This is a genomic window from Nostoc sp. FACHB-190, from assembly GCF_014696905.1.
Lineage (GTDB): Bacteria > Cyanobacteriota > Cyanobacteriia > Cyanobacteriales > Nostocaceae > Nostoc_B.
Genome location: NZ_JACJQW010000007.1, coordinates 231,246 through 248,238, shown reverse-complemented (window position 1 = coordinate 248,238; position 16,993 = coordinate 231,246). Strand labels below are relative to the sequence as shown.

The following is a 16,993-nucleotide window of genomic DNA, read 5'->3' as shown; positions in this document are numbered from 1 at the left end:
ACGCCAAACGATTCATCAGAGAGGTTTATTTTTTCTGTCATTCTTTTACTGTGGTGAAAGCGTTATTTGAACTAGCAATTCACGGTCAAATTTTTGACTTTCCCAAACTCCATACCTATGGTGTTTTCTCATAACTGATTTAGGATTGCTATATTATGCCCATTCCCACCAACGTCAATTAGTGGAGATTTCTGAAGAGTTAAGGCAAAGTGCGATCGCCACAATAGAAGCTGTGCAAATGCTATTATTTACAGGCGCAATGCCTAAAGCCATCAAAACAAAACGCTGTGATGGATGCAGTTTATCTCCTCAATGTTTGCCTCAAACTGCTGATAAAGTAAAACGATATCAAGAAGCAGTATAAATAATTTGGTGTTGCTGAGAATATTTTTGAAAAGCTCACGCATAGACGCGATAGCGGCTTCCCGCAGGGTAGGCGCAAAGGCGCAAAGAATAACTCTGCGTTAAAAAACTCTCTTTTACTCTAATAAGGAAATAATCATGGGTACAGTTTACATTTCCCAGGAAGATGCTTTCATTGGCAAAATTGATGAACGTCTTAGTGTTAAATTCGATAAAAAGATAATTTTAGATGTCCCACTCATCAAAATAGAAGGTGTAGTAGTTTTAGGACGTGCTACTGTTTCGCCTTCTGTAATTTCGGAACTTTTAGAACGCAGTATTCCTCTCACATTCCTGACAGAAAACGGTCGTTATTTAGGACGTATAGAACCAGAGGTAACTAAAAATATATTTGTTCGCAAAGCCCAATGGCAAGCCGCCGGAGAATCAACCCAAGCAATTCATGTTGTCCAAGGATTTGTCCGTGGTAAATTGAAAAATTACCGCCAAATTCTTACCCGTCGTCAGCGCGAATCTTCAGATATAGATTTATCTAAAAAGATAACCCAATTAGAACAAGCGATCGCACCAATCGACACGACACACAACATCAACTCATTGCGTGGTTTAGAAGGTGCGGGGAGTGCAGCTTATTTTGCTTGTTTTAATCAACTAATTCGCAATGCAGAATTTCAATTTTCTCACCGCCTGCGTCGTCCGCCAACAGATCCGGTGAATTCTTTACTCAGTTTTGGTTACTCCTTATTGCGTCATGATGTGCAAGGGGCAATTAATATAGTTGGGTTTGATCCATATTTAGGATATCTGCATTGCGATCGCTATGGTAGACCTTCTCTTGCATTAGATTTAATGGAGGAATTTCGTCCCCTTGTGGTAGACGCGGTTGTGTTATCTACCTTAAATAAGCAACTACTAACACCCGCAGATTTTATCACCGAACCCTTAAGCGGTGCAGTTTCCCTCACGCCAGAAGGACGCAAAACATTCTTGCGTTTATACGCACAGAAAAAACAATCGGAATTTAAACATCCCGTCATGGGGCGCAAATGCACTTATCAAGAAGCCTTTGAACTCCAAGCGCGGTTACTGGCTAAATACCTCATGGGTGAAACCGAGAAATATCCACCTTTGGTTTTGAAATAGGTGAGAGGTTACAGGTGACAGGTGACAGGAGGGAATGTTTGAGTGAAAGATGAATTAAAAAAGAAAGTCATTGTATCTTACGATGTCCCAGAAGATAAACGCCGGACGAAAATCCATAAAATTTTAAAATCTTATGGACAGTGGGTGCAGTACAGTGTGTTTGAGTGCCAGCTTACCGAGACTCAATATGCCAAATTGCGATCGCGTTTGCACAAACTCATTAAACCAGATACCGACAGCATCCGCTTTTACTTTCTCTGCGCCTGCTGTTTTGATAAAATCGAACGCATCGGTGGCGAACAACCCCGCGACGAAAGCATTTTCTTTGCCTAATTCGCGGATGGGTAGGTGTAAAAAATTCGCCTTGAGGAAAAATGGCTGTCTCCCTTTCAGCACAAGCTTTTGCCGAAAAATTCAATTAAAATCACCCGCGCACTTTGTACAGCAACGGTTTCAGCCATTTTCCTCAAATCAACTGACTTTTGATACTGTTATAATCAACCCATCCGCGAAACTGAACCTTGAAAACCAAATAAACACTAGCTTTCCGGCTTCCGCAGTTGAAATTTCAATTAATCCCTATTAGGGATTGAAACAAATAAGGCGATTCGTTCAACCAGAATGGAATTTCATTGAAGTTGAAATTTCAATTAATCCCTATTAGGGATTGAAACTGATCAGGGCTTATCCCGGTGGCAAACCTGCGAGAGTTGAAATTTCAATTAATCCCTATTAGGGATTGAAACACGAATTAGGACGGAACGGTAAATAGCAACTATCGTTGAAATTTCAATTAATCCCTATTAGGGATTGAAACCTCAACCGTACTGATGAGGAAATTTTGCAAAAATGTTGAAATTTCAATTAATCCCTATTAGGGATTGAAACAAGTAAAAGGAGTGAGCGCGATCGCCTGGGCGCGTCCCTTAGTTGAAATTTCAATTAATCCCTATTAGGGATTGAAACTGGTATCCAAGGTTGCCCATAAGCTGGCAAACCTCTTCTGTGTTGAAATTTCAATTAATCCCTATTAGGGATTGAAACTAAATATTCTGCCTGCACATTGACTTAAAAGGGGGTTGAAATTTCAATTAATCCCTATTAGGGATTGAAACCGATTTTGAAGAGATTGAAACCAAAGAAATAATCAAAGGTTGAAATTTCAATTAATCCCTATTAGGGATTGAAACGAGTTTAGAGTTGGACTTACATTTACAAGGGAAAATGCTTCAAAGTCCCCCTTTCTAAGGGTGATTTAGGGGGATCAATATACGTGAAACTTTACATTAAATGAAGTATAACTCTAAAAATTTGCATTCCTAATTATTTTCTTCCCAATAATTGATTCCTTTTCATCTTTCATAATCAATTCAGTCTGATTAATTTTAACTATTTCATACTTTTCTGCCGTAAACAAAGAGATGAAAGTGATTAATATATCTGCCAAATTAATTTTATGTAATATTGGTAAACTGAAATTAAACATAGATTGGGGCGCAGCTTTAACAATTAAAAATAATCTGCCATAATTGACATACCATACACCAGTAAATTTATCACCACTGAATAATTCTTTAGGTTTAGCTAAAATATATGTCTGTGTTTTGGTTTGGGTATAAGTCATATCATCTTTAAACTCAATCGAAATTTTTTCCCACTCGCTGTTAATACGCCATTTACCAAAAAGTAAAAGTTCTATATCAATATCCGAAAGATTCATATTAATACCTTAATTCAATAATTTCTGACTTTATCGCCCATTGTTGTTACAAACTTTCACGCGAGTCAAAAACAGGTGCATTTGCCACACCAACCAAGAATCAACCCGCCAAGCACCCATTGATTTAGGTTCTAATGATAAATTTACAGATATACTAGCAGTATCTTGGTCGTAGTGTAACCATTTAACTGGTAGATGTCCCATTGGTGTATGCGGAGATAATTTAAAAGTTAGTTGCTCGTATTGTAACCATTTTCCATCTTTTCGCCACCCCAGGCGATCGCCTAATTTTTTTTCGGTTTCATAATCAACTTGTCCCCCAATTTCATCCCAAATACTTTGCTGAATACTAAAGCCGAAATAACCATGACTGTATTTTTGCCAAAGTTGATCAATGTTATAAAAAGCTTGACAAGAAAAATTCAAAACATCTTCTCGATAAACCTCATTCCAGTCACTCTTACCCATAACTTGCAACAATAATCTTGCTGTTTCAATATCTGCGTCTTGCCATTTAGACTCTGCTAGTAGACTTTGCAATTTACCATAATCAATGGTTGTCTTAACCTGCAATTCTGCTTGGCTAAACTTAATATCATCCTGTGCTACCTCTGGTAACTCGATTTTTTCTATTGGAATTTTTGCCTTAGTATGAATAAAATCTGTCTCTACTATCCCCAGTGCTTTTTTTTGGGCAATTAGTTGAGTAGACATATAATTAGATATTAAACAAATCGCTTGATTGACAGTGATTTCATCTTGACTGATATTAAAATCGTAAACTTGGCTATCTAATAATTGTGCTTGAAAAAAAGCATCTTGTAGCCTATCTTGCTTTTCGTAACTGGCTACTAATAAATTAAGAATATTATGAGAAATTGTATTACTATCTGGGAATTTTAATAAATTGACTTCAGAATTTAAATTACTACTGGCTAAATTTTGAATTTCTCCCACAGTTGCATAAAAATCTGCATCTACCTTTACCACCTCATCGATTAAAGACTGCAACGGACTAAAGTAATCTTGCAGGGAATTTTCCAGATTAATTGCTGTTTCCGCTATTTTGGCAATTTCTTGGCGAATTTTTGTCGCTCTGAATTGATATTCATAAATTTCTTGATATATTTCTATATCTTTCGCTATCTGTTGAATAGCTCGCTGCTGGTTTTTAGTATCTTCTCCTAAACATTTAATTCCCGCACTGAGCAATTGGACTTTTTCTAAAATCAAAAGATTAGTATTGCTTAATAATAAAGTAGATTTTAAATTTTCTTCCTTCTCCCATTTTAACTTTTCGAGAATTTGCAGATTATTACAATTTTTGACCTCTAACTTATTTCTTTCTTCATTGATTTTTCTAATTTCGCCATATTTTTGGTTAAATAAATTCTTCCAATCATCAATAAATTTTAATAAAAATTCTTGATAACTATCTTTATAACTTTCTAAAAAATCTAAAAGTTGAGTATAGTCCCTAATTAATAATTTAACCTCTGCTAAAATCTCAGTTTGGCTAATTTCTTGTTTGCGTTTAATTAATCCCCACAAATAAGCATGAGATTTATAACCTTCTTTGATTAAGGTTTGACATTTTTGAATTTTTTTTTGAACCTTCTTTAACTTAGGATTTTTTAGAATCGGGAATTTATATTTTTTTTCATAAATCGTAATCGATTCATAAGTAATTAGTTGTTTTCGCTTTTTAGCTAACATCACAGATTCTAAAAAACATACCCATTGCGATACCTAAAGATTGTGGTCAACCAATCAGACAGAATTACTGTACAGTAGCTGTTTTGCATAATTTCCATATCAAAGCATTCTGAGGTGATGCTATCACCTCCAAACCGATTTTTTCTAGTATTCGTCGTGAGGCTATATTATCTTTATAGCATCCAGCAGTCACACTCTGCACACTAGGCAGAGAAAAAGCGAAATCTACTATAGCTTTTGTTGCTTCAAAGGCATACCCTTGTCCTCGATGCGACTCAGCTATGATATAGCCCATTTCTAAAGAATCAGTCGGTGTAAATGTGCTGTCTGGAATAACTTTGACTAGCACATGACCAATTAGGGTTTGTTCGTCTCGATGAATCACCAAACTTCCCCAACCCCATTCATTCTGAGCCGGATAGCTACACAGAATATCTACAAGAGCTGACAAATCTTCAATAACTTTTGGACTTTGCCAGTCAGGTAAAATCTTCACACCAAGATATGAAGCAAATTCAGCATTTCCCTTGACTGCTGCTTGTAGTATGTCTAGCTTAAAAGGAACTAAATTTAAGCGTTCAGTAAAAAGAGTTTTCATGTTATTATCCTGGTATTTTTAACATTTCTGAATTAACCTAATCTCTTACCCATTTCAACACTTTTGGATCTTTGTTGTAGTAATATGTTTTGCCATCTCTAGCAGTTACAGACTTACCTTGGCTGGCTTTGCTTCTAATAGTAGCTAGAGAGTAGTCTGTTAATGTTTGCATTTCTTTGTGAGACAGTCCAGTAATTGTTGCTGTCACTGCTGCTGATTCTCGTTGGATTTTCAATTCCTGTTTAGGCAAAACATCTAGAGTAATCAGTTCTGCTTCCGATAATCTACCACCCTCTTTTTCTCGGCGATAATCTGCTATGGAAATTAGTCGCCAAGTAGATTCTGCTGAAAGTTCCAAAACCCATTGATGATAGTTAAACAGACTTTCCCGATGTCCGACACTAATAAAAGTTGTTTTTGTTGCTTGTAATTGTTGATATAAATTACTTTCGTTCTTCAAATCTAAAGCACTTGTCGCTTCATCTAAAATTGTGAAACTTGGATGTGTAATTAATAATCTGGCAAAAGCTAGGCGTTGTTGTTCACCCAACGACAAGATATTTTCCCAAGGAACTTCCGTATCAAATCCCTTGACGCGAGTCAGCAAGTGTTGGAGGTTAACTTGTTCTAGGACTGCTTCGAGTTCGCGATCGCTCATTTTCCGATCTGTATGGGGATAAAGCAACTGTTCCCGCAAAGTCCCCAAGATAATATAAGGACGTTGGGGTAAAAACAAAACTTCTTGGAGTGGAGGACGCACCAAACGACCAGTTCCCGCATTCCACAAACCCGCGATCGCCCTTAACAAAGAACTCTTACCCCTACCACTAGGGCCAACAATCAATAACCCCTCTCCTGGTTGAACAGCAAGTGATAAATCTTTCACTATGACTTGCTCATAATTAGGAGTTTGTAAGGTCACATCTTCAAACGCAAAATGATTCTCTTCAACTGTTTTAATAATACTGACGTTCTCTGGTTGTTTGCTCACAGACTCTAGCGCCTCAGAAAACTCAGCTAACCGTTTTACATAACTAGAGAATCGGCTAGAAATTCCAAACTCAGATATTAAAGCCCCCAGAGAATTGGAAAACATGAAACAAGCTACACTAATTTGATTAATCTCTCCGTAATCAATTTGGTCTTGTAAAAATAAAGGAGTCAGAACTAAGGTCGAAAATACACCAATCGCTGACTGATATGCTCTAGCAAAAGCATCTTGTCCCCTTTCCCAACTCAACCTTTCTTCCGAACTTTTAATTACATTATTAAATCGACGCTGAATAATATTTATTTCTTCGGCTTCTCCCTGAAAAAAAGCTATTGATTCAGCATGATTCCGCACATGGGTCAAGCAATAAGCGAAGTCTGCTTTAAATTGAATTTCTTCCTGATTAATTGTATTCAGTTTTTGATTTAAGAAAATAGCTATTAAATTCCCTACAATTGTATAAACAACCAAATAAATAGCAATTTGTCCAGAAATTGTAGCCAGAATTATCAAAGAACTTCCCATTTCTAGTGTCTTTTCTAGAAACAGTGTAGAAAATCTTAAACCATTGCTAGTAATAGGTTCTAGTTCTTTAGATAAGCGTTGATCTGGGTTATCTATATCAGATTTAAAATTTATTTTATAATAAGCTTGATTGCTCAAATATTTTGCCAAAATATTACTATTCAGCCATTGATACCAATCAAGAGCTATTTTTTTAGTCAAATACTTTGATAAAGTTACGATACAAACTGATAATAAAACGACTACACAAGATATCCACAAAGTCTCATTATATTTATCAAGATTTCTCTCTTCAATAACAATATCAATTACATAACGATTCCAATATGTACCTGCTGCATTTATGCTGGTCAGTCCAAATATTAATAATACTAAGAGAATCAGCATTCCCCAGGAACGAATTACTTCTGAAAATGCTCTTCCTGTTGTTTCTGTAGGATACCAATAAGGTTGAGCGAATATTCTAATATCTTGCCAAAATTGAATCAAACTAGAAAAAGAATTTGTATTATTTTGCTCACGCACAGATGAAGTTTGCATATTCTCAAAGTAAAATAAATCAGACATTCAGAAATGGCCTTTGAAGTATAAATTAAATTCAGAGGCCATTTTGTGATTTTAAAAATTGAAGATTTTTAACTCCCCATCAACTGTACTACGTTGTTGCTTCCTCCTCAACAATTTCGATAGTTTTTGGAGTCTCGCCCTCTGGAGTATCAGTCACAACTACTGGGTTCAGATGTTGTTTGAGTTTGGCTTTGAGTTCATCTGTAATTGGTAATTCATTGATTTCTTTGAGGAGAAATCTTACAGATTCAGTTTTGCTACGTTCTGTATATACGAGTTTGAGCAGGCTTTCAAGCCCATATCCAGCAGCAACTTCACCTACAGAACCTAGTAAACCCAGCAGACCTAGCCCACCTAACAAGCCCAAAGGCCCTCCCAAAGAAGAGAGTAAAGTTAGTGTCGCAGTCATACTACCACCTGAAGCCACAGTAGCCAGTACGAATAGTACACCAGAAAGACCTAATCCCGAAAGTTTTTTGACAAGTTCATCCATTGTATTTACCAACTATCCTTATATGGTGAAAAAATGACCAGTAAATTAATTAATAATTTCTCTCAATCCAGGAATTATTAATTAATCTTGCTCATACCAACAATAGATTACATAATTCATCAATTTGTTGGCTATATTCAGCAATTAATTGATGGGCTACAGCTTGTAGCTTACGAGTATTTGGAAGTTTAATATTATCTATTGCTTCTAGTTCCTCATCTAAAAATGGTTGAAACCGATAGTAAGAACTTCTAGCATCTTGATGGCTAGGTTCAAACAACCGTTCTAATTCTCCAGATACTACTTCACTATTACCATCAAGCACAATATTTAAAAGTGGTCTAGTCCATTGCAAGAGTCCCCAATTTTTGACTGAATTATGAGGATAAACACTCGTCAAAGAACCTGTACCTAAAGAAACTACTAAGATATCTTCTAGATTGAGGACTCTATTAGCTTCTTTTTTACTACTAATTTGTGCTTCAATAATAGCTAGATGGGCTGGATTATTAGCAAAAACTCCACCATCAATTAAAGTGTAAAAGCCACTAATATTGTGAGAAGTCGGAATCCGATGGGGAGCAAAATAAGTGGGAGTAGCACTAGTAGCTAATGCTACATCTAACAGCGAAAAACCTCCACACAAATTGCGAAATTTTTGAGATTCTATTTGTTCTTTGTGGTGCTGATTAGTAAAGAATATAGGAACTCGCTTTTCAATGTCGTAGCTAGTTACAAAAACTTCTTTCAGATTATTTTCTAGAGATGCAGTACCAAAATATTGTCTTAAAATTTCTTCTTTGCTGTTTGAAGGATATTTTGGTTGAAGAAATATATCTTCTATTGGCCCTAATATTCTTTCAAAAAATGGTTCATAAAATATTTCTACACCATACTCAAGAAAGAGTTGCAGTAAATCCTCAGCCGTGTATTCAGCAGATAATTCTTCAGATTCAGATGCTTTAGAAGTTAGTCGAGGTTGTGTGAGTCCGAGGGCTAAAATTCCTCCACTAGAAGTACCAGCAATTAAATCAAACAAACTAAATATCGGTTTTTGTGTCCGCCTTTCAATTTCTGCTAACAAAAGTGCTGGAATAATCCCCCGAATACCACCTCCATCAATAGACAGTATTTTATATTTGGATTTGGCTGTAGTTTCCATAGTTTCTGTTACTTGGTTTTCAATTAATGTTGCTACCTCTGCGGGTTGAACATTATCTTCAACTTCACTTTGACTAGTAGATTCTGGTATTGGTTCGGTAATTTGTAGCGGGAGAGTTACTAAATTGAGTAGAATATCTGAATCTTGATTATTAGTTGGTGTTGCTTCTTCTTGATTAGTTAAAGAGACTGTTGCTGCTAATAAATTTGTCGTGATTGGTGAAATCTCTTCTTCTGTCGTAGTGATTATTTCATCTTGTGGCGATGATTGATTTGCCAAGGGGATTTGTGCCACATCCCAACTAGGATTACCACGTAAATTTCCTTGGTGGTCAGTGACAGTTTGACTTTTGACAGTCTTTCCTTCACCTTCATCTAATTTCCAATAAGCAACTAATCCTGGTTCATCCCCTGCTATTAACCCACAACGATGAACTTGGATTTGTTCTGAGGTGCAAGGATAATTCCAGACACTAATATTAGCTAATTGTCCAGCAAAATATACACGTTTATGTAATGTTGCACCAAGAGTTAAAGGACTGGTTGCTTTATTTAAAGCTGTACCTCTTAGAGAATCAGTATATTGTTGTTTATCTAGATAGATTGTGAGTTGCCCACTATTAAAAACAATAGCAAAAAAATGCCATACTCCTATCGTTAACTCTCCTTGTCCAAAGGTTTTAATCCCCTTAGTCACAGTTTCATCAATGTAAATATCTAGGCTTCCTGCTTCACTAATACCAAATTCAAAATTATCACTGTATCGTTCTGAAGAACGAGCTAAAAATACATTGCGAGTTCCGTAGCTAGTGGCTTTATTGGTTAATTTATGAGGGTTTAGCCAGCCTGAAACTGTGAAGGCGGAACTTCCTTGTGCAAAAACACCACCAAGATCATTTCTGCCAAAATCTATATAATCATCTACGCCATCAAATGTTAAAACTGTTTGCGTCTTGATCACAGCATTTTAATCCTCCAAAAAAATAAAGCTTAATTAATAAAGTTTAAGTTTAAGAAATTTTATATATAGGACTCATATTTGATTTGGGAAAAAATTAGTACATTCAGATCAGGCTTCTTTCCTACTTCCGACTCCCCATTCCCTATTCTCTACCTACACAAATAAATTCAGAAATCAAACCGGATTCCTATATGTAATTTTATAAATAAGTCTAAGCGATGGTTAATATCCCTTCTTGAATTAAACGGCGTACTAAGTTTAATTTGCTATTATCAATCAGACCTGGTAAAGCCCTGATGGGGAACTCTTCGGAATCTACAATGAAACGAATGGCTCGTTCTGATCTATTTGATTCCATAACAGTGTTACCTGCAAATTGAATACCAACCTGACTAATGGTTTTTATAACACGATATATACCTTTTCTTTTTTTAACAATTGTATCTAAGGTGAGATTTTCAATATTTTGGAGTTGGTAGAAATGCTCATTTGCTAGTGGAGACATTTTACCTAAAAATCTTGTAGCAATTTCTTCAATTGCTAACTCAGCTTCTGATTTGTCTGCAAGAGTTTGCAGGAGTTCTTGAAATTGCTCTTGTAATGAAACTTTAGCTTCGCCCTGCTGCAAAAATCCTACTGGTAGTGACTCTCGGAAACGAACGTCTTTTTGAGTTAATAAAGTCACAGCACTATTAATCAAATCAAACCATTTGAATGAATAGATACCAATTGTTAAATGTAGAGAAGGAGATTCTGTCGTGAATACTTCATGAATATAGCCACGAGGTATATATAATAAATCACCAGCATTGAGGCAAAATTCCGCTACAGGCGATTTTAGTTGATTTTTAAATTTATCCTGATACTTTAGGTCAGAAACAAGCGGCAAAGCGATAGGGGAATCATAAATACGCCAGTTTTTTGAGCCTTCAACTTGCAAGATAAACACATCATGATCATCAAAGTGAGGCGGAAAACCCTGTGAATTCTTCGGTGACATATACAGGTTAATCTTCGTCGGATGATTGAAGAAAACTTCTAAATTTCTATGCAGGGTTGATATTGGCTGCCAACGCTCATTAATTCCCCCGACTATCACCGTATAACCAAGAGCATAGGCTTTGTAGAAGTGATTGAGTTCAACATCATCATTATGACTGAAACAAGACCCTTCCTTTACTAGTCGAGTGTTGCCAAGATCAGATCCGTGAGCTTGAATAATGGAGTCAACATCTTTAGTTGAAAGAAGTTCAGAATAGTAATCTCGCTCACTGCGAGAAACCAGACAAGGGCGTTTTTCCCAATATTGAGTCAAGAAAGTGCTTGAGTCTATTGGATGAAGCATTCTTTCAAAATCAAAGTCAGATGTTGACATCATTTAATTCCTCTAGAAAAGTTGCATCGACTAATAATTTCTTGCTGTGTTTTTAACGGTGTACTAATCAGTTACAACCTCAGAAAAAAGGAAAAATCTTTTAACAGTTTGATTACTTTTGAGTGAGTAAAATTTCGGCGATCGCCTGAGAAATGGGATAATGAGGTGAATATACCTCCATCCAGAAAAATTCCCCAACTGGGTTAACTTCGAGGAATACATAGCGGTTATCAGGGGTAACGATAATATCAATCGCTCCATAGTTTAAGCCAAACTCAGCCATCAAGGTGAGTAGCTTTTTCTCAATATCTTCGGGTAAGTTGTAGGGTTGCCAATTTTTAACTAAGGCTTTACCTTCTTTACGCCAATCAAAGGTAGAACCTTCTAAGCTTTGTGAATCGACTGCGGCGGTGAATACCCGATGCCCCACAATAGTTGTCCGCAACTCCAATGCTTTGGGTACGTTTTCTTGAAAAGTCATCGGACAAAAACGTAGTCCTTCCATATCCTCCAAATCATCTTCGGTCATTGGAGTGGTAAACACAACGTTCTCTCGCCCTTGCTCATCATAAATTGCAAAGGAAGACAGCATTTTGGTGACAATACCTTGGGGACATTCTTTGGCAAATTGTTTGACGGCTGTGGGATTATTTGTAGTCAGGGTACGCGGAGTTAAAAGCCCGATTTTCTGGGCAGTTTGCAATTGTAATTGCTTATTATTCGCCCGATCTACATTGAACATTTTATCTAAATGAAATCCGCCAAGGCTGGCAATCATACCTCTGACAGTGACGCGACATTCCTGAATGGAAGCATCTCTGTATTGCTTGTCCATTGAATTGGGGATTTGATGCCCATAGCGCATCCGCCGATACCAAACGGCAGAAACTTCGCTTAAATCAAGCTGTTGTTCACCATCGGTAATGATGACTCTTTCCGTATCACCAGAGTAAATATCTAGCTTGACTTCAGTGGGAAATCTATCTGTATCAAACCGAAATGCTTTTTCGCCTCTAGCTTCTATTTCTTTGATAACTAAAGGAATGCTTTCGTTGTCGTTGCTAAAGGTAACTATTAATGCTGTCATAAAAAGTGTGAAGTATGAAGTGTAAAATTTTGCTACGGTAACCCTAAATTATCCACAAACATATCTATCCTTTGTCTGGGTTGTTTGCATATCAGATAGGATTGCTATATGTTATTTGTCGGTTTGCAACAGTGCATCGGCGATCGCATTGGCAATGGGCAAGTCTAAATCTTTCTCTAACATTCCCCACTCACCGACAGGGTTGATTTCCAAAAACACGTATTCGCCTGATGGGGTGAGGATAAAATCAAACGAGCCAAACAATAGCCCTAACCTGCCCATAAAAGTTTGGAGACGAAGAACTACTTCATCAGGAAGTTCATGATGTTGCCATGCACCTATTTCTATACCGGGTTTACGCCAATCAGCTTTGGCTGCTGCATACACATCTGCATTCAAAGCCCCAACAAAGACTTCGCCATTCACATACACCACCCGTAATTCCTGCTGCTTGGAGATTTGCTCTTGAAAAATCATTGGGCAGTAGCGCAGCGACTCCGCATCTTGTAAGTCTTCTTCTTTGACAACGCTGGTATACAGAAAGAACGAAGAGGTAGCCTGCATACTGTGAGAAAGTGCAGTTAACAGCTTGCTCACCATTTTGCCGTTAACTTGCCCAAAAAACTCTCTAGCGGCTTCGGCTTTGTTGGTAACAAGGGTTTGAGGAATTACAAAACCTACTTCTGAGGCGATTCGCAGTTGACGCAGCTTGTTGTTGGCATAATCTATCCGTTCTAGATTATCTACCCAACGAGCTTGTTTAAGGCTATCCCAAAAACCATTTAAAGTTGCTTTTGATTCGTTAATACAAGCTTCGCGGAACTTAGGCGCTAATTCTGGACTGAGGTTTGGTTCCCAAATTCGGCGTAACCATACTGCTTGCACCTGTTCTGTGCTGATCAATTGGTTGTCATATTCTATTGTGTGGTAGCTTTTAGACTTACCAAAATGTGCGGTTAATTGTAGTTCTAAAGGAAATTTGTCAGTATCTAGACGAAATGGTTGCGCCCCTTTTCTGGCTAAGGCTTCTGCGACTCTATCTATTGTGAAGAAATCTCCACTGTGGGTAATTAATAAAACAACATCACCAGACAATTGCATAATATTATCTATGTTGTAAAAATCTAAAAAAGCTTTGCTGATAATCCCAACTTCTTGAAGAAGTCGGGTTAATAAATGCGATCGCCTACTCGACAGTTTTAGTTCTTAAAGGTTTATCTATCTTCCCAATCAGAAGGAAACTTAAAAGTCCAGAGTGGAGGGGGGGGTAGGGGTTCGTCATCATAAGGTGGCTCAGACGGATCTTCAGCAGATTGCACTTCTAAAAAATAGGCAAAGAAAGGTACTGCCTTTAGGGTAGCGGCTTCATTTTTACTTGCAGACATGATATTATTCCTCAATATTGGTTTTTATCCAGGGGCAGCAGTTAATTAATCACTGCTACTCCCTTCACTTCAGTTCAAGCTAACTGGATTTAAAAATCTTCCCAATCAGAAGGCCACTTGAGAGTTGTAGGAAAAGGAGAATTATCTGCTTGTTGAGCTACTTGCTCTTCTAAGAAACGAGCAAAGAAGGGTACTGCTTCTACGTTTGCTGGTTTGTTTGTGTTGGTAGACATAGTATTATTCCTTGATATTGGTTTTTATCTAGGGGCAGCAGTTAATTAATCACTGCGGCTCCTTTCACTTCAGTTCAAGCTAACTGGATTTAATACTCTTCCCAATCAGAAGGGTACTTGAGAGTTTGTGGTATAGACCAAGGAGCATTATCGGCTTGTTGAGAGACTTGCTCTTCTAAGAAACGAGCAAAGAAGGGTACTGTTTCTACGTTTGCTGGTTTGTTTGTGTTGGTAGACATGGTATTATTCCTTGATATTGGTTTTTATTCAGGGGCAGCAGTTAATTAATCACTGCTACTCCCTTCACTTCAGTTCAAGCTAACTCGATTTAATAATCTTCCCAATCAGAAGGGAACTTGCGAGTTTCAGCCCAAGGAGCATTATCTGCTTGTTGAGCAACTTGCTCTTCTAAGAAACGAGCAAAGAAGGGTACTGCTTCTACGTTTGTTGGTTTGCTTGTGTTGGTAGACATGGTATTATTCCTTGATATTGGTTTTTATCCAGGGGCAGCAGTTAATTAATCACTGCTACTCCCTTCACTTCAGTTCAAGCTAACTGGATTTAAAAATCTTCCCAATCAGAAGGGTACTTTAGGGTGGAAGGCCAAGGAGAATTATCTGCTTGTTGAGCTACTTGCTCTTCTAAGAAACGAGCAAAGAAGGGTACTGCTTCTACGTTTGCTGGTTTGTTTGTGTTGGTAGACATGGTATTATTCCTTGATATTGGTTTTTATCCAGGGTTAGCAGTTAATTAATCACTGCGGCTCCTTTCACTTGAGTTCAAGCTAACTCGATTTACCACTCTTCCCAGTCGGAAGGATACTTTTTAGTTTCAGCCCAAGGAGCATTATCTGCTTGTTGAGCAACTTGCTCTTCTAAGAAACGAGCAAAGAAAGGTACTGCTTCTACGTTTGCTGGTTTGTTTGTGTTGCTAGACATAGTATTATTCCTTGATGTTGGTTTTTATCCAGGGTTAGCAATTATTAATCATGTAATCAATCACTGCCACTCCCTTGACTTCAGATTTTAGAAAATTACTAAGTATCTTCTGAATCTGAAGGAAACTTGAAAGTCCAAGGCCAAGAAGGAGTTTCTCCTTCTGCGGTTTGTTCTTCCAAGAAACGTGCAAAGAATGGTACCAGTCCGACATTCACATTTTTAATTGTGTTTGTAGACATGGTGCTTTCCTTGAAGGAAATTATTTTTGCAATTAAATGTATACCAGTAATTTAATATCTATGCAAGGACAGTTAAGACAGTTAAGAATTAAGTTTGTAAAGACAGTTAAGACAGTTAAGACAGTTAAGCAAAAATCTGTTAACAATTAGTAATATTTAGTCATTCACAAAAAACTATATTAGTCAAAAATTGATTGCTTTTAATCAAGCATAAGAATATTAAATGTTTACTTTGGTTAGGACTTACACATAAAAACGAAAAATCAAGGGTTTTGGCAAGGGTGTAGGGGTATAGGGGAGCCACTGGCGTGGGCGGGTTTCCCGACTTGAGCCAAGTGGCGTGTGTATGTATCTAAAACCCTTACGCCACAAACCCTTACACCCAATCTTCATAGACAATCTTGGTGCGTAAGTCCTGCTGATCAAGATAAAGTAGCAAAGGCTATACTGAAAAATTACAATCAATAATTGTGTTTAGCGTTGCACAGATGCAGGAAACCAAAATTAAAAGATTGATGTTTCAAGCCTTTGCAATTGTAGCAATCTTTAATGATTGACAAACATCTCTCTTCCTTGTCTCCCTTTTTTTGCTATATTCTCAAGTCAGATGCGATCGCCCTGCTCATTCCATTAATCAGCAATGTCTGATTTTACAGGTGTCAGTGTAGCAGACTGAATAGTACGAAGCTGATAGCTTTCAAAAAATGGTTGTTCTGTAGAATTTGACTCTGGTGTTGTAGTAGGCTGATAAACCACAAGTTCATAATGTAACTGGTTATCTTGTAGTTGACATTGTGTACTCAGTAGCAGATTTTTAACTCTAAATTGACTGTAGAGTTTTTCTCCTAACCACCAAGTATCAATGATAGTTCCATCTTTTTCATCAATGGCAAAGTGTCCAGCATCTTGATTTTTAGCAACTAATTCATAGTTACGTACCAGCTTTTTACTTCCTGTTCCATAGGTGATTTGCCAAGTGTAGCGGATGGGATCTTGCGAGATGAGTTTAATCCGCAGCTTCATAGGTACAGTTTGAGATTTGCCGGATACAGTGCGATCGTATAATGTACCACTCCATGTACCTTGCCAAGTCTGAGGAAAAGAGTTACTTGACAGTGCAGCAGTTGGTAGATTACTGATACTGAGAAATGTCAAAAGTGACATCAATAGTCCAACAAAAAAGCTGCGTTTTAGCATAAACTAAACTATTCCATGATGGCTAAACCTATTTTAATAAACTGAACATATATTTACTCTTTTTGAAACTATCTCTTAAGTTAGTAATTTTGGTGTAACTATCGTTACTGTAAATACATATCAAAGCAACAACTTAGACTGGTGTAGGTTGGGTGGAGGAAGCTAACCCAACATTCTCAAGATTTTGTTGGGTTACGCTATCGCTACACCCAACCTACTATAGGAATACTTCTCAAAGAAGTCAGGTATCTTGTTGTATACAACCAATCTTCAAAGCATTAACCTGAATTTCTGTCTTTAG

General features: G+C 37.3%; 19 protein-coding genes, 2 pseudogenes and 1 CRISPR repeat array. Of the genes and pseudogenes, 4 read left to right on the top strand and 17 right to left on the bottom strand.

Annotated elements, in window-relative coordinates:
* The 4 genes and pseudogenes from H6G28_RS11570 to cas2 all read left to right on the top strand — a co-directional run.
* Nucleotides 1-134 (top strand): annotated as a pseudogene (locus H6G28_RS11570) (IS630 family transposase); the annotation flags it as partial.
* Between the two features lie 8 nt (nt 135-142).
* Nucleotides 143-364 (top strand): annotated as a pseudogene (locus H6G28_RS11565) (CRISPR-associated protein Cas4); the annotation flags it as partial.
* Between the two features lie 137 nt (nt 365-501).
* Nucleotides 502-1,506: a type I-D CRISPR-associated endonuclease Cas1d gene (gene cas1d, locus H6G28_RS11560; RefSeq protein WP_190670869.1), complete on the top strand. Its 1,005-nt coding sequence runs from the start codon at nt 502-504 to the stop codon at nt 1,504-1,506.
* 42 nt (nt 1,507-1,548) lie between these two features.
* Complete coding sequence (cas2, locus tag H6G28_RS11555; protein ID WP_190590149.1) at nt 1,549-1,839, top strand: CRISPR-associated endonuclease Cas2; 291 nt, start codon at nt 1,549-1,551, stop codon at nt 1,837-1,839.
* Between the two features lie 226 nt (nt 1,840-2,065).
* A CRISPR array of direct repeats spans nt 2,066-2,696; the repeat unit is 37 nt; unit sequence GTTGAAATTTCAATTAATCCCTATTAGGGATTGAAAC.
* Nucleotides 2,697-2,809: 113 nt separating this feature from the next.
* On the opposite strand, the gene H6G28_RS11550 is transcribed toward cas2, so the two are convergent.
* The 17 genes from H6G28_RS11550 to H6G28_RS11470 form a co-directional block, all read right to left on the bottom strand.
* Nucleotides 2,810-3,226, bottom strand: coding sequence for a hypothetical protein (locus H6G28_RS11550; protein ID WP_190670867.1), 417 nt, complete (start codon nt 3,224-3,226; stop codon nt 2,810-2,812).
* 30 nt (nt 3,227-3,256) lie between these two features.
* Nucleotides 3,257-4,942 (bottom strand): GUN4 domain-containing protein, encoded by a 1,686-nt coding sequence (locus H6G28_RS11545; protein WP_190670865.1) that lies wholly within the window; start codon nt 4,940-4,942, stop codon nt 3,257-3,259.
* Between the two features lie 64 nt (nt 4,943-5,006).
* Complete coding sequence (locus H6G28_RS11540) at nt 5,007-5,540, bottom strand: GNAT family N-acetyltransferase (RefSeq protein ID WP_190670863.1); 534 nt, start codon at nt 5,538-5,540, stop codon at nt 5,007-5,009.
* Between the two features lie 37 nt (nt 5,541-5,577).
* Nucleotides 5,578-7,596: an ABC transporter ATP-binding protein/permease gene (locus tag H6G28_RS11535; protein ID WP_190670861.1), complete on the bottom strand. Its 2,019-nt coding sequence runs from the start codon at nt 7,594-7,596 to the stop codon at nt 5,578-5,580.
* 115 nt (nt 7,597-7,711) lie between these two features.
* Nucleotides 7,712-8,116: a hypothetical protein gene (locus H6G28_RS11530; protein WP_190590144.1), complete on the bottom strand. Its 405-nt coding sequence runs from the start codon at nt 8,114-8,116 to the stop codon at nt 7,712-7,714.
* Between the two features lie 91 nt (nt 8,117-8,207).
* Nucleotides 8,208-10,238, bottom strand: a complete 2,031-nt coding sequence (locus H6G28_RS11525; RefSeq protein WP_190590143.1) for a patatin-like phospholipase family protein — start codon at nt 10,236-10,238, stop codon at nt 8,208-8,210.
* Between the two features lie 211 nt (nt 10,239-10,449).
* Nucleotides 10,450-11,616: a cupin domain-containing protein gene (locus H6G28_RS11520; protein ID WP_199332827.1), complete on the bottom strand. Its 1,167-nt coding sequence runs from the start codon at nt 11,614-11,616 to the stop codon at nt 10,450-10,452.
* Nucleotides 11,617-11,725: 109 nt separating this feature from the next.
* Nucleotides 11,726-12,700, bottom strand: coding sequence for an MvdD family ATP-grasp ribosomal peptide maturase (locus tag H6G28_RS11515; RefSeq protein WP_190590142.1), 975 nt, complete (start codon nt 12,698-12,700; stop codon nt 11,726-11,728).
* 111 nt (nt 12,701-12,811) lie between these two features.
* Entirely contained in the window at nt 12,812-13,801 is a 990-nt protein-coding gene (locus tag H6G28_RS11510) for an MvdC family ATP-grasp ribosomal peptide maturase (RefSeq protein WP_190670858.1), read from the bottom strand.
* A gap of 113 nt (nt 13,802-13,914) precedes the next feature.
* Complete coding sequence (locus H6G28_RS11505) at nt 13,915-14,085, bottom strand: microviridin/marinostatin family tricyclic proteinase inhibitor (RefSeq protein ID WP_190670856.1); 171 nt, start codon at nt 14,083-14,085, stop codon at nt 13,915-13,917.
* A gap of 89 nt (nt 14,086-14,174) precedes the next feature.
* Nucleotides 14,175-14,318 carry a microviridin/marinostatin family tricyclic proteinase inhibitor gene (locus tag H6G28_RS11500; RefSeq protein WP_190670854.1) on the bottom strand — a complete coding sequence of 48 codons (144 nt, stop codon included), beginning with the start codon at nt 14,316-14,318 and terminating at the stop codon, nt 14,175-14,177.
* 89 nt (nt 14,319-14,407) lie between these two features.
* The gene (locus tag H6G28_RS11495) at nt 14,408-14,557 is read right to left on the bottom strand and encodes a microviridin/marinostatin family tricyclic proteinase inhibitor (protein WP_190670852.1); all 150 of its coding nucleotides are present in this window, start codon (nt 14,555-14,557) and stop codon (nt 14,408-14,410) included.
* 89 nt (nt 14,558-14,646) lie between these two features.
* On the bottom strand, nt 14,647-14,790 hold the full coding sequence (locus H6G28_RS11490) for a microviridin/marinostatin family tricyclic proteinase inhibitor (RefSeq protein ID WP_190670850.1): 144 nt from the start codon (nt 14,788-14,790) through the stop codon (nt 14,647-14,649).
* Nucleotides 14,791-14,879: 89 nt separating this feature from the next.
* Nucleotides 14,880-15,023 carry a microviridin/marinostatin family tricyclic proteinase inhibitor gene (locus H6G28_RS11485; RefSeq protein WP_190670849.1) on the bottom strand — a complete coding sequence of 48 codons (144 nt, stop codon included), beginning with the start codon at nt 15,021-15,023 and terminating at the stop codon, nt 14,880-14,882.
* 89 nt (nt 15,024-15,112) lie between these two features.
* A complete protein-coding gene (locus H6G28_RS11480) occupies nt 15,113-15,256 on the bottom strand; it encodes a microviridin/marinostatin family tricyclic proteinase inhibitor (RefSeq protein WP_190670847.1) in 144 nt (47 codons plus the stop codon).
* Nucleotides 15,257-15,354: 98 nt separating this feature from the next.
* Nucleotides 15,355-15,495, bottom strand: coding sequence for a microviridin/marinostatin family tricyclic proteinase inhibitor (locus H6G28_RS11475; RefSeq protein WP_190590135.1), 141 nt, complete (start codon nt 15,493-15,495; stop codon nt 15,355-15,357).
* Nucleotides 15,496-16,125: 630 nt separating this feature from the next.
* Nucleotides 16,126-16,692 carry a hypothetical protein gene (locus H6G28_RS11470; RefSeq protein WP_190670844.1) on the bottom strand — a complete coding sequence of 189 codons (567 nt, stop codon included), beginning with the start codon at nt 16,690-16,692 and terminating at the stop codon, nt 16,126-16,128.
* Between the last annotated feature and the right edge of the window lie 301 nt (nt 16,693-16,993).